Origin of the sequence: Micromonospora lupini (assembly GCF_026342015.1) — a bacterium.
In the GTDB taxonomy this organism is placed as follows: Bacteria; Actinomycetota; Actinomycetes; order Mycobacteriales; family Micromonosporaceae; genus Micromonospora; species Micromonospora lupini_B.
Genome location: NZ_JAPENL010000001.1, coordinates 2,252,424 through 2,264,782 on the forward strand (window position 1 = coordinate 2,252,424; position 12,359 = coordinate 2,264,782).

Annotated in this window: 14 protein-coding genes; 6 read left to right on the forward strand and 8 right to left on the reverse strand. The window is 71.4% G+C overall.

The genetic code is table 11. The annotated features are described in order from the left end of the window. Window positions 1-4 precede the first annotated feature (4 nt). Together OOJ91_RS09780 and OOJ91_RS09785 are read left to right on the forward strand one after the other, a co-directional pair. Window positions 5-193, forward strand: a complete 189-nt coding sequence (locus OOJ91_RS09780) for a hypothetical protein (protein ID WP_039906551.1) — start codon at window positions 5-7, stop codon at window positions 191-193. A gap of 492 nt (window positions 194-685) precedes the next feature. Then, on the forward strand, window positions 686-1,345 hold the full coding sequence (locus OOJ91_RS09785; RefSeq protein WP_266244310.1) for a C39 family peptidase: 660 nt from the start codon (window positions 686-688) through the stop codon (window positions 1,343-1,345). A 68-nt stretch (window positions 1,346-1,413) separates the two neighbouring features. Here the strand turns inward: OOJ91_RS09785 and OOJ91_RS09790 are convergent, their stop codons facing one another. Continuing rightward, window positions 1,414-2,130 carry a DedA family protein gene (locus OOJ91_RS09790; RefSeq protein ID WP_266244311.1) on the reverse strand — a complete coding sequence of 239 codons (717 nt, stop codon included), beginning with the start codon at window positions 2,128-2,130 and terminating at the stop codon, window positions 1,414-1,416. Window positions 2,131-2,389: 259 nt separating this feature from the next. On the opposite strand from OOJ91_RS09790, the gene OOJ91_RS09795 reads away from it, so the two are divergent. The 3 genes from OOJ91_RS09795 to OOJ91_RS09805 all read left to right on the forward strand — a co-directional run bounded on the left by OOJ91_RS09795 (window position 2,390) and on the right by OOJ91_RS09805 (window position 5,987). Continuing rightward, the gene (locus OOJ91_RS09795; protein WP_266244312.1) at window positions 2,390-5,242 is read left to right on the forward strand and encodes an aconitate hydratase; all 2,853 of its coding nucleotides are present in this window, start codon (window positions 2,390-2,392) and stop codon (window positions 5,240-5,242) included. A gap of 119 nt (window positions 5,243-5,361) precedes the next feature. Further along, entirely contained in the window at window positions 5,362-5,616 is a 255-nt protein-coding gene (locus OOJ91_RS09800) for a type II toxin-antitoxin system Phd/YefM family antitoxin (RefSeq protein WP_266244313.1), read from the forward strand. Continuing rightward, the gene (locus OOJ91_RS09805; protein WP_266244314.1) at window positions 5,613-5,987 is read left to right on the forward strand and encodes a type II toxin-antitoxin system VapC family toxin; all 375 of its coding nucleotides are present in this window, start codon (window positions 5,613-5,615) and stop codon (window positions 5,985-5,987) included. Before OOJ91_RS09800 ends, OOJ91_RS09805 begins: the two co-directional genes overlap by 4 nt. A 4-nt stretch (window positions 5,988-5,991) precedes the next feature. Here OOJ91_RS09805 and OOJ91_RS09810 read toward each other — a convergent pair whose 3' ends face one another. Beyond that, window positions 5,992-6,306, reverse strand: coding sequence for a hypothetical protein (locus OOJ91_RS09810; RefSeq protein ID WP_266244315.1), 315 nt, complete (start codon window positions 6,304-6,306; stop codon window positions 5,992-5,994). Between OOJ91_RS09810 and OOJ91_RS09815 the strand changes: the two genes are divergently transcribed. After that, the gene (locus OOJ91_RS09815) at window positions 6,238-6,462 is read left to right on the forward strand and encodes a DUF397 domain-containing protein (protein WP_266245340.1); all 225 of its coding nucleotides are present in this window, start codon (window positions 6,238-6,240) and stop codon (window positions 6,460-6,462) included. The two genes, OOJ91_RS09810 and OOJ91_RS09815, sit on opposite strands and share 69 nt — an antisense overlap. Window positions 6,463-6,476: 14 nt before the next feature. Here OOJ91_RS09815 and OOJ91_RS09820 read toward each other — a convergent pair whose 3' ends face one another. From OOJ91_RS09820 to OOJ91_RS09845, 6 genes are all read right to left on the reverse strand, one after another. Beyond that, the gene (locus OOJ91_RS09820) at window positions 6,477-7,736 is read right to left on the reverse strand and encodes an RNA polymerase sigma factor (RefSeq protein WP_266244316.1); all 1,260 of its coding nucleotides are present in this window, start codon (window positions 7,734-7,736) and stop codon (window positions 6,477-6,479) included. Between the two features lie 4 nt (window positions 7,737-7,740). Continuing rightward, the gene (locus tag OOJ91_RS09825) at window positions 7,741-8,076 is read right to left on the reverse strand and encodes a YciI family protein (protein WP_266244317.1); all 336 of its coding nucleotides are present in this window, start codon (window positions 8,074-8,076) and stop codon (window positions 7,741-7,743) included. Window positions 8,077-8,160: 84 nt separating this feature from the next. Continuing rightward, entirely contained in the window at window positions 8,161-8,772 is a 612-nt protein-coding gene (locus OOJ91_RS09830; RefSeq protein ID WP_266244318.1) for a GTP-binding protein, read from the reverse strand. Further along, the gene (locus tag OOJ91_RS09835; RefSeq protein ID WP_266244319.1) at window positions 8,753-9,139 is read right to left on the reverse strand and encodes a DUF742 domain-containing protein; all 387 of its coding nucleotides are present in this window, start codon (window positions 9,137-9,139) and stop codon (window positions 8,753-8,755) included. The genes OOJ91_RS09830 and OOJ91_RS09835 overlap by 20 nt, the downstream gene beginning before the upstream one ends. 5 nt (window positions 9,140-9,144) lie before the next feature. After that, window positions 9,145-9,567 (reverse strand): roadblock/LC7 domain-containing protein, encoded by a 423-nt coding sequence (locus OOJ91_RS09840; RefSeq protein ID WP_007462632.1) that lies wholly within the window; start codon window positions 9,565-9,567, stop codon window positions 9,145-9,147. 91 nt (window positions 9,568-9,658) lie between these two features. Next, the gene (locus OOJ91_RS09845; protein WP_266244320.1) at window positions 9,659-12,244 is read right to left on the reverse strand and encodes a sensor histidine kinase; all 2,586 of its coding nucleotides are present in this window, start codon (window positions 12,242-12,244) and stop codon (window positions 9,659-9,661) included. Window positions 12,245-12,359: the final 115 nt, after the last annotated feature.

Consider the following 12,359-nt stretch of genomic DNA (forward strand, 5'->3'; position numbering starts at 1 on the left):
GCCGATGCGGCAAGGAATGCGGTGGTGGAAGGTCCTCGGGCTCGCCGGTCTCGCCGGGGTCGCGGCGTCCGGCGTGGTCATAGCGCGGGCCGAGCGGCGCCGACGGGCGTACACGCCGGAGGAGATCCGGCAGCGGCTGCTGGAACGACACGCCCAGGCCAGCGAGGCCCCGAAACCCGCCGACCCCGCCTGACCCACCCGGCAGGTCCTACCTCCCCTGTGGCCAGTCGCCGGACACCGCGCGGCCTGGGTGGTTTGGGTGGTTTGGGGTCGGCCGTCCCGTGGTCGGTGCCACCCGGGCGGCGGAATCGTGGGCCCGGCGCGGTCGTTATACCTGGCATGCCGCCGCGACCCCCGGGCCGCGGCGCACGGCAGCCGCCGGGAACACCCGACCGGCCGCCACGGTTACACCCCCGCACGGCCGAGCAGCACCACGTGCTGGCCCGTGCGGCCGTCGCCGGGAACACCCCGCCGGTCGCCACGGTTACACCCCCGCACCACCCGAGCACCGCGACCGTCGAGAGCCCGGCGGAATGACCCGCCGCCCCGCACGGTTACACCTTGTCCCGACGCCGGCCCCCTCGGGCCGCCGGGCAGAACCCCAGAACCTTCCCCCCAGCACGCCGCGGCACCCCGTCCCCCATGGGGTGTGCCGCGCACCCCCGATGCAGAGGAGCACGCCATCATGCGTACCGATCTGATTCGTAAGACCGCTCTGACCGCTGCTGGCCTGGCGTTCACCGGTGGCGCCATCGCCGGCCCGGTGACGACCGCGTTCGCCGCGTCGGACGCCAAGCCCACCACCCAGACCCAGACCGACCGTAAGCCGTCGGGTGAGCGTCAACTCGGCGTCCGCTACCAGGCGCAGCCGAACTTCTACTACTGCGGCCCCGCCGCGGCCCGTAACGCCCTGTCCGTGCAGGGCAAGGACATCAGCGTCGACGACATGGCCAAGGAGATGGGCACCACCGAGGCCGGCACCAACAGCATCAACGACATCACCCCGGTACTGAACAAGGAGACCGGCAAGGCCGACGCCTACCACTCCGTGGAGATCAGCAAGCCCGACGCCGACGCCACACAGACCGACACGCTGCGCGCCGACGTGGTCAAGACCGTCGACAACGGCCGGGCCGTGGTCGCCAACATCGCCGGCACCACCACCGACACCGACGGCGGCACCCACTCGTTCGAGGGCGGGCACTACATCAGCGTCGTGGGCTACCGCGACAACGGCACGATCGTGAGGATCGCCGACTCGGCCGACCCGAACACCGCCTCCTACGACGTCACCATCGAGCACCTCGCCGACTGGATCGCCACCCGCGGCTACGCCACCAGCTGACCCCGCGAACACACAAACCGAAAAGGGCCGGACCCCCACCAGGGGTCCGGCCCTTCGGCATATCCGGGTCAGCGACTCCTGCCGGTACGGGTCGGCTCGGCACCCACCACCGGGGTCGGCTCCACGGACTGTGCCGGCTCCGTGGACGGCGCCGGCTCCGCGGACGGTGCCGGCGCGGTCGCGTCCACGCGGTGGGCCCGTCGGCGTAGCCACCACGTGCTGACCAGCCCGGTGAGCACCGCCAGGACCAGGCCGGCCCACGAGATGTCCTTGAGCCAGTGCTCGGCGGCCCGGCCGACTGTGAACAGCAGGTACGTGGTGCCGAACGCCCACACCAGCCCACCGGCGGCGTTCGCCAGCAGGAACCGCCGGTACGGCACGTGCAGCGCCCCGGCGAGCGGGCCGGCCAGGATCCGCAGCAGCGCCACGAACCGGCCGAAGAACACCGCCCAGACGCCGTGCCGGGCGAAGCTCTGCTCGGCCCGGGTGAGCTGGGCGGGGCCGAGATGGCGGGGGAAGCGTCGGCCCAGCCGGGCCAGCAGCGGACGGCCACCCCGGCGCCCCACCGCGTACCCGATGGAGTCGCCCACGATCGCACCGGTCGCGGCGGCCGTGGCCACCCACTCCGGCTCGACCACTCCGGTGGCCGCGAGCAGGGCGGAGCTGACCAGGACGATCTCGCCGGGCAGGGGGACGCCCATGCTCTCCACGCCGATCACCCCGGCGACGAGCAGGTAGACCGCGATCGGCGGCAGCGACACGAGCCAGTGCTGGACGTCGAACACGGGTGACCCTCCTCCGACCGGGCCTCGAACCCTACCCGCGGCAGGTGTGCTCGACCGGCCCGCAGCCAGGGCCCACACCCTCTACCCGTCCTAGGAGGCTAGGTGCAAGGCGGGCGGCGGGACGTGCGGCCGGGTTGCGGAACTAGCAAGACGGACGTACGGTTTTGTTTGAGAGCGGAATCGGCGGTAAGTGTCACCTAACCTCGGCGGCACCCCGGCCGGTGCGACACACTGCTCAGGACTACTCACGGTCGCTGGTGTGAAGGAGTACGACGTGGCGAGCCTCGACACCTTCGGTGCGAAGACCCAGCTACGCGTCGGAGACGCGAGCTACGAGATTTTCAAGATCGAGAAGGTGGACGGCCACGAGCGGCTGCCGTACAGCCTGAAGATCCTCCTGGAGAACCTGCTGCGGACCGAGGACGGCGCGAACATCACCGCCGACCACATCGAGCAGCTCGGCGGGTGGGACCCGACCGCCGACCCGAGCGTGGAGATCCAGTTCACCCCGGCGCGGGTGCTCATGCAGGACTTCACAGGCGTGCCCTGCGTGGTCGACCTGGCCACCATGCGCGAGGCCGTACGTGAGCTGGGTGGCGACGCCACCAAGGTCAACCCCCTCGCCCCCGCCGAGCTGGTCATCGACCACTCGGTGATCGCCGACCTGTTCGGCCGCGAGGACGCGTTCGCCCGCAACGTCGAGCTGGAGTACGAGCGCAACAGGGAGCGCTACCAGTTCCTGCGCTGGGGCCAGACCGCGTTCAACGAGTTCAAGGTCGTCCCCCCGGGCACCGGCATCGTGCACCAGGTCAACATCGAGTACCTGGCCCGCACCATCATGGAGCGTGGCGGCCAGGCGTACCCGGACACGGTGGTCGGCACCGACTCGCACACCACGATGGTCAACGGCCTGGGCGTGCTGGGTTGGGGCGTCGGCGGCATCGAGGCCGAGGCCGCGATGCTCGGCCAGCCCGTCAGCATGCTGATCCCGCGCGTGGTGGGCTTCAAGCTCTCCGGCGAGATGCCGGCCGGCACCACCGCCACCGACCTGGTGCTGACCATCACCGAGATGCTGCGCAAGCACGGTGTGGTCGGCAAGTTCGTCGAGTTCTACGGCCCTGGCGTGAGCGCCGTACCGCTGGCCAACCGGGCCACCATCGGCAACATGTCCCCGGAGTACGGCTCCACAGTCGCGATCTTCCCGATCGACGCCGAGACGATCCGCTACCTGGAGCTGACCGGCCGCGACGCCGCGCAGGTCGCGCTCGTCGAGGCGTACGCCAAGGAGCAGGGCCTCTGGCACGACCCGAACCACGAGCCGGAGTACTCCGAGCGCCTGGAGCTTGACCTCGGCACCATCGAGCCGTCGCTCGCCGGCCCGAAGCGTCCGCAGGACCGGGTGCCGCTGGGCGCCGCCAAGACGCTGTTCCGCTCGGCGCTCACCGACTACGTCGCCGACGACTCCGTCGGTGAGCGTGACCTCAAGCCGGGTGTGGCGCGCGAGCAGTTGCCGGTGGGCGCGAACGGGCCGGCCGACGAGGCCAGCGCCGAGTCGTTCCCGGCCAGCGACCCGCCCGCCAACCAGTTCAGTGACCCGGCCGACGAGCCGCGCGACCTGGAGACCGCGGCGGTCGGCGCGGGCGGCCGGGCCAGCAACCCGGTCCGGGTCACCGCCGCCGACGGCGTCGAGTACGAGCTGGACCACGGCGCGGTGGTCATCGCGGCGATCACCTCCTGCACCAACACGTCCAACCCGCAGGTGATGATCGGCGCGGCTCTGCTGGCCCGCAACGCCGTGGAGAAGGGCCTGACCCGCAAGCCGTGGGTGAAGACCACCCTGGCGCCGGGTTCCAAGGTCGTCATGGACTACTACGAGCGGGCCGGCCTCACGCCCTACCTCGACAAGCTGGGCTTCAACCTCGTCGGGTACGGCTGCACCACCTGCATCGGCAACTCGGGCCCGCTGCCCGAGGAGGTGTCGGCGGCGGTCAACGAGCACGACCTGTCGGTCGTCTCGGTGCTCTCCGGCAACCGGAACTTCGAGGGCCGGATCAACCCGGACGTCAAGATGAACTACCTGGCGTCCCCGCCGCTCGTGGTCGCGTACGCGCTCGCCGGCACGATGGACATCGACCTGGCGAACGAGCCGATCGGTGAGGACAGCGACGGCAACCCGGTCTTCCTGCGCGAGATCTGGCCGAACAGCGCCGAGATCCAGGACGTCATCGCCCAGGCGATCGGCGCGACCGGGTTCAGCGCCGCGTACGCCGACGTCTTCGCCGGCGACGAGCGGTGGCAGTCGCTGCCCACCCCGACCGGTGACACCTTCGCCTGGGCCGACGACTCGACCTACGTGCGCAAGCCCCCGTACTTCGAGGGCATGCAGCCGGAGCCGAGCCCGGTCGTCGACATCTCCGGCGCCCGGGTGCTGGCCAAGCTGGGTGACTCGGTGACCACGGACCACATCTCGCCGGCCGGCTCGATCAAGGCCGACTCGCCGGCCGGCGCGTACCTCGCCGAGCACGGCGTGCCGCGCCACGAGTTCAACTCGTACGGCTCCCGCCGGGGCAACCACGAGGTGATGATCCGGGGCACCTTCGCCAACATCCGGCTGCGCAACCAGCTGGTGCCCGGGGTGGAGGGTGGTTTCACGGTCAACCACCTCACCGGCGAGCAGACCTCGATCTACGACGCCTCGATGGCCTACCAGGAGGCCGGCATCCCGCTTGTCATCCTGGCCGGCAAGGAGTACGGGTCGGGCTCGTCGCGGGACTGGGCGGCCAAGGGCACCATGCTGCTGGGCGTCCGGGCGGTCATCGCCGAGTCGTACGAGCGGATCCACCGCTCGAACCTGATCGGCATGGGCGTGCTGCCGCTGCAGTTCCCGGTGGACGTCACCGCCGAGTCGCTCGGGCTGACCGGCACCGAGATGTTCACCATCACCGGGGTGACAGCCCTCAACGACGGTGACACCCCGCGCACGGTGACTGTCACGACCGACACGGGCGTGGAGTTCGAGGCAGTCGTGCGGATCGACACTCCGGGCGAGGCGGACTACTACCGGCACGGCGGCATCCTGCAGTACGTGCTGCGCCGCATGATCGCCAACTGACGTACCGACGTCGCCAGGCTCCTTCCCGCCCTCGGCGGGAGGGAGCCTGCGTCGTTCCCGGGTCGTTCCTCGTGCCGGGCCCCGCCACGGGCTAACCTCTTAGCTAAGGAGGTGCCACGGTGGCCGGTGAAGCTGCGGCGCAGTTCAACATCCACGATGCGAAGACGAACCTGTCACGCATCATCGAACGGGTCGAGCACGGCGAGGAGATCGTGATCAGCCGGGCTGGTAACCCGGTCGCCAAGGTCATTCCTCTGCGTCGTACCACACGCACCGGTCGCGGGTCTCTGCGCGGTGCGCTTGATCTCACCGGTGACTGGGATTCCGACGAGGTCAACGACGAGGTTGCTCGCAACTTCGGGCTGTCCGGATGAGGCTCTTGCTCGACACGCACGTGGTGCTCTGGTGGCTGACCGACGACCCGATCCTCGCCTCGGACATCAAGGACCGCATCGACACCGAATCCGACGTGTACCTGAGCCCGGTCACGCTGTGGGAGGTCGCGATCAAACAGTCGTTGGGCAAGTTGGCCGGCCCGGCCGACCTCGCCGAACGACTCCGCGACGCCGAGCTGCGGGAACTTCCGGTCCGCCACGGTCACACCATCGCGGCTGGTCGGCTGCCGCTGATCCACCGGGATCCCTTCGACCGGATGCTTGTCGCGCAGGCCCTGCACGAAGGGCTGACCCTGGTCACCCGGGACGACCGCATCCAGAAGTACGACGTGCCGATCCTGGTGGTGTGAGCGCTCAGCGCAGCCGCAGCGCGACCGCGCGGGACCCTTCGTCGCTGAGGGGCAGGAACCAGAGGAAACGGCGAACGATGGCGACCGGGTCGGGCCCGCCCGGCCGGCCGCGCAGGTCGCGGATCGCCCGGCGGGTGATCCGGGAGAACTCGGGGATCAGGGTCGCGCGGCGGGCGGCGTCCGTCGGGGTCGCCCGCACCGTCGGGCAGGGCCAGTCCCGCCCGCAGGCGTCGCACGTCCAGGAAGGACCATCGGCGGTGCGCCCGACCGGCGGGCCGCACCGGGAGCGCCAGCGCGCCTCGGGTACGACGTTCGGCACGCGACCCGCAAGCGCAGCTTCGCGGACAAGGCGGTCGACGTTGCAACCCTGGACCGACGGTGGGAGCGCATTCGCGATGGTGACCCGGCCGGTCCGGCGCTCACCTTCGCCCCGGCGGCCTGGACCCGATTCCTGGTGCTCGCCAAGCGGGGCTGACCCCGAGGTCCGGCCTACCCCGCGAGATCCGCCGCCCGGTCGAGCAGCGCACGGCGCTCGCCGGCCGAGCCAGCCATCTCGGCGGCCTCCCGGAAGAGCGCGGCGGCCCGCGGCCGGTCACCCTGCCGGGCGACCAGATCGGCCCGCACCGCAACGGCGAGCGGGTTGCCGTCCAACCCTCCCCCGGCCTGCGCCGCGTCGAGCAGACCCAACCCGGCGGACGGCCCGTACGCGTAGCCGTGCGCGACGGCGCGGTTGAGCGCGATCACCGGCGAGGGCCGGATGTCGACAAGCGCGTCGTAGGCCCGCGCGATAGCCGGCCAGTCGGTGTCGTCGGCGGACGGCGCGATGGCGTGGCAGGCGGCGATCCGGGCCTGCCACGCGTACGGCCCGTCATCGCGTACCCGGGCAAGGGCGGCCTGGCCCTCGGCGATGGCCGCGCGGTCCCACCGCGCGCGGTCCTGCCGATCCAGGGTGAGCAGGTTGCCCGCGGCGTCCCGGCGGGCGTCGCGGCGGGAGTGCTGGAACAGCAGCAGCGCCAGCAGCGCGGCGATCTCGGACTGCTCGGGCATCAGCCGGTCGAGCAGGCGGGCCAGCCGGACCGCCTCGTCCGCGAAGGCCGGCTCCCCGTCGACGACGTAGCCCCTGGTGAACAGCAGGTACAGCACGGCGAGCACGCCGGGCAGCCGTTCGGCAAGCGCCGGCCCGCTCGGCACCCGGTACGGGATGCCCGCCTGCGCGATGCGGGTCCGGGCGCGGGTCAGCCGGCGGGTCATCGTCGACTCGCTGACAAGCAGGAGCCGGGCGATGTCGGCGGTCGGCACCCCGCAGACGGTCCGCAGCGTCAACGCCACCCGGGCCTCGATCGCGAGCGCGGGATGGCAGCAGGTGAAGATGAGCCGCAGCCGGTCGTCCACCACGGCCTCCCCCGTCGGGGTCTCGGGCCACGCGTCGTCCGGCGCGAGCACCGCCAGCTCGTGCAGCTTGCGGCGCTCGACGGCGGCCCGACGCAGCACGTCGATCGCGCGGTTACGGGCCACTGTCAGCAGCCAGCCGCCCGGGTTCGCCGGCACGCCGTCGTCGGGCCAGCGTTCCAGCGCGACAGCGAGGGCCTCCTGCGCGCAGTCCTCGGCCAACGCCCAGTCCCCGGTCAGCCGGATCAGGGTCGCGACGATCCGGGGATACGCGTCCACGCCGACGGCCGCGACGGCCTGAGCCGCCGCGGCCACGCCGACGCTTTCGGGCGCACCGGTGGTGGTGTCGGTGCCTGTCATCCGATCAGGCGGACAGGTCCGCGTACGGGCGCAGTTCCAGTCGCCCCTCCCGCGCCATCGGGTGGGTGCGCGCCACCTCGATCGCCTCGTCGAGGTCGGCGCAGTCGAGCAGGTCGAAGCCCACGATGACCTCCGTGGTCTCGGCGAACGGCCCCTCGGAGACGAGCAGTTCCCCGTCGCGGACGCGGACCAGGGTCGCCGCGCTTGTCGGTGCCAGCACGTTGCCGGTGAGGCGGCGGCCACGGGAGTCGTTCTCGGCCACCCACTTGTGGATGTCGGGCAGCTCGGTCGGGTCGGTGTCCGGTGCGGTGTCGGTGCAGACGAACATCATGAACTTCATCTGGCGCTCCCTCGTGTGTCCGGGTGTCGCCAGCATGACGAACGGCCGGAGCCGTTCCGGACAGCCTCCCCGAAAAAACCTCTCTCAGTCCGTGCCGGCAGCCCGGCGACGGGCCTCGCGAGTCTTCATGGCGTGCTCCATGAGGGTCACGAGCACCTCCTTGCTGGACTCGCGCTGACGCGCGTCGCAGAGCAGCACCGGCACGCCCGGGTCCAGGTTCAGCGCGGTCTGCACCTCGTCGAGCCGGTACTGGCGGGCGCCCTCGAAGCAGTTCACCGCCACCACGAACGGGGTGCCCCGGCCCTCGAAGTAGTCGATCGACGGGAAGCAGTCGGCAAGCCGGCGCGTGTCGGCAAGCACCACCGCGCCGATCGCGCCCAGCGCCAGCTCGTCCCAGACGAACCAGAACCGGTCCTGCCCGGGTGTGCCGAACAGGTAGAGCACCAGGTCGTCGCTGATGGTGATCCGGCCGAAGTCCATCGCCACGGTGGTGGTGGTCTTACCCTCCACCCCGGACAGGTCGTCGATACCGACGCCGGTCTCGGTCAGCACCTCCTCGGTGCGCAACGGCCGGGTCTCGCTCACCGCTCCGACCATCGTGGTCTTGCCCACGCCGAAGCCGCCGGCGACCAGTATCTTGATCGCGGTGGGCAGTGGCGTCGCTCCCGCCGGCCGGTCAGAGTGCCCGTAGTCCATTGATTACCGCCTCGAAGATGCTGTTGTCGGGAAGACCGGCCGTGGTCTGCGGTTCGCGTACCTGCACGAGGTTGCGGGCCGCCAGGTCGCCGAGGAGCACCCGGATGGTCCCCACCGGCAGGTCGAGGTGGGCGGCGATCTCGGCGACGGACTGTATTCGCTGGCACAGTCCGACGATCGCCAGGTGCTCGGGACCGATACCGACCTCCGGCGTCACGTCGGCTCGGGTCGCGGTGACCAGGGAGATCAGGTCGAACGTGCCGGTGACCGGGCGGGCGCGCCCGCGAGTCACCGCGTACGGGCGCACCACCGGGCCCGCGTGGTCATCCACCCACTGATGCTCTGCGGACTCCCCCTGCACCGTCATGGCCGCTACCTCTCGCCAGCCGACTGTTCGGTGCCCCGCGACGGGGACGCCACGTACTTCCCGACCCGGGTGACGAGCATCGCCATCTCGTACGCGATGAGACCGACGTCGGCGTCCTCGCTGGCGAGGACCGCCAGGCAGGCGTTGCGGCCGGCGGCCGTGACGAACAGGAACGACGACTGCATCTCGATGATGGTCTGCTGCACCTGCCCGCCGCCGAAGCGCTTGCCGGCGCCCCGGGCCAGGCTCTGGATGCCGGCCGCCATCGCCGCGAGGTGCTCGCCGTCGTCGCGGCTCAACCCCTGCGAGGAAGCCATCAACAGCCCGTCGGTGGAGAGCGCGACCGCATGCTCGGCCTGCTTCACCCGACCTACCAGATCATCCAGCAACCACGTCAGGTCGGCACTCGAAGCCGTCTTCTGGGCCACTTCGTCGTCCTCTTCTCGCCCGGCAGTTGCGCCGTATTCGTCGTGGGCTTGACCGTCACACCGCGCGGAAACCCGCAGCACCGGCGCTCGGTCAGGTGGCTTGCGATTCCTCGTCGGTCGGCTCGGGCGTCGCGCTGGACGAGGCGTCGGACGCGCCACCGAGCAGTCGCGCCGCGTCGGTCCGACCGCGCCGGGTGCCGGTCTGATACGAGCTCATCATCCGGCGTACCTGCTCCGGCGGCCGCACCACGTCCTCCTCGTCGGACTCCGTCGTCGCCGGGTCGTCGCGCAGCTCGGGAACGATGTTCGCCTGGCGAACGCGGACCGGCAGGCCGGAGCCGGTCCGGTCCGTCTCGGCCAGCGCCGGAACCGGCCCGCCGTCGGCGCCCGGCTCGCTGCCGCCGCCGCTCGGTGCGGCACGGTCCACCGCGGGCAGACCGGTGGGCACCGTCGGGCCCTCCAGGGCCGGCTGGCCCAGGCCACGGCGGGCCCGGGTGGGCAGCTCCGCCGCCGTGGCGCCGAGGGTCGTCCGCCGCCGGGTGGGGAGTACGACGTCGGTGTCGGTTCCGTCCACCTGCTGCTCGGTAGGGGTGCTGCTCTCGGCCAGCACCGGGGCGAGGGGGGTCACCGGCTGCGCCGCGCCGGGACCGTTGGTCTCCGTCGCCGCGGCTGCCACCGCGACCGAGGAGAGGCTGGCGGTTCGGCCGCCGTCGGTGGGGCCGGTGGTCGTCGGGCCTGCGGGCAGCGCGATTGCCGTCGGCCCGGCCGGCAGCGCGCCGGAGTCCTCCGGGTTGGTCCCGTTGGCGGTGACCAGGTCCTGCGGGATGAGCACGACGGCTGTGGTGCCGCCGTACGCCGACTCCTTCAGCCGGACCCGCACGCCGTGCCGCTCGGTCAGCCGGCTCACCACGTAGAGGCCGAGCCGGGCGGCGTTGGCGAGGTTCAGCTCGGACTGGTCGACGATGCGGTGGTTCGCCGCGGCCAGGTCCTCCTCGCTCATGCCGAGGCCCCGGTCCTCGATCTCGATCGCGAACCCGTTGGCCACGAGCTGACCGCGGACCTCCACGCTTGTGTGCGGCGGCGAGAACGACAGGCCGTTCTCGATCAGCTCGGCGAGCAGGTGGATGATGTCGCCGACCGCCCGGCCGGCGAGCGAGACGGGCCCGAGCGGCAGCACGTTTACCCGTGTGTAGTCCTCCACCTCGGCGACCGCGCCGCGCACCACGTCCACCATCGGGACGTTGCGTCGCCAGGCCCGACCAGGGGTGGAGCCGGAGAGCACGATCAGGTTCTCCGCGTTACGCCGCATCCGGGTGGCCAGGTGGTCGACCCGGAACAGGTCCTCCAGCTCCTCCGCGTCGTGTTCCCGCCGCTCCATCGCGTCGAGCAGGGTGAGCTGGCGGTGCACGAGCGCCTGCGTACGCCGGGCCAGGCTGAGGAAGACCTCGCGGACGTTGCGGCGCAGCTCGGCCTGCTCCACGGCCGTGCGCAGGGCGGTCTCCTGGACGGCGTTGAACGCCTTGCCGACCTGGCCGATCTCGTCGACGCCGAACTCCAGCGGGGGCGCCTCGGTGGCGACGTCGACCTCCTCGCCGCGGCCGAGCCGCTCGACCACCCGCGGCAGCCGCTCGTCGGCGAGCTGCCAGGCGGCCTGCCGCAGCCGTTCCAGCTGGCGCAGGAGGGTCCGGGCCGTGGTGATCGAGACGACGACCGAGGCGATGACGGCGAGCAGACCGAGACCGGTGGCGAGCACCAGCCGGACGACGACCATCACCGCCACGCCGGTGGCCCGACCGACGATGCCCTCGCCGCCGTCGGCGACCGCGTCGTTCACCTCGGCGAGCGCCGGCTCGACGGTGCCGCGCCACTGCTCGGCGCTCACCGGCAACTGGGTGGTCGGCCGGCCGTCGTGGATGATGCTGTCCTGCACGGCGCGCAGCCGGGTGAACGCCTCACCCTCGACGAGCTGCTGGTAGCGGCGCTGGTCGGTGTCGGCGAGCCGGGCCCGGGCCTCCTCGCCGAGGAACCGCTCGGCGGAGACCAGGCTTACGTAGCGGGCGTACTCCGGCCCACTCATCCGGCCGTTACCGAAGAGGCCGCTGAGCAGCGCGTCCTCCTGCGAGATCAGCTCCTTCATCCGGTTGAGCTGGATCAGGGCCGCCGCGTCGGCGGCGATCTCCTTGTCGTCCAGGCTGCCGGTGACGTCGTAGACCCGGAAGATCGATTCGATCGCGTCCGTGTAGGCGTCGGCGGCGGAGATCCGGTCGACCTTGCGGGCGAGCACGTCGGTGCGGGTCTGCTGCAGCCCGTCGATCTGCGCGATCGTGAGGTCCAACTGGGCGTTGAGCGCCGCGCTGCCGGCCACGTCGACCTGCCAGTTGCGGACCGAGCTGGCGAAGTCGCCGGCCAACTGCGCGGCCTTGCGCTGTTCGGTCTCCAGCGCCGCGCGCTGCTCGGCGTCGGGGTTGCTCAGATACGCCTGGGTCAGCCGTCGTTCGAGCTGGAGCTCCTGGAGCAGCGGGTCGGTGGGCGTGTAGACCTTGCTGTTGATCGCCTGGACGCCGAGCAGGTTGAAGCCGTCGCGCAGGGTCACCCATGCCGCGAACATCCAGAGGGCGACCAGGGAGAGCAGCAGGGCGACAACCTTGGTGCGGATACTCGTACCGCGAGAACGCATTGAACCGTCCCAGGCCGGGCGTTGACTCAGCTCATCAACGGGTGATCATGGAAGACGACGTCCCGCCACAGCGGGCATCGGGGCTGAGGCTCTGCGTACGCTAGCAGTGTCCACA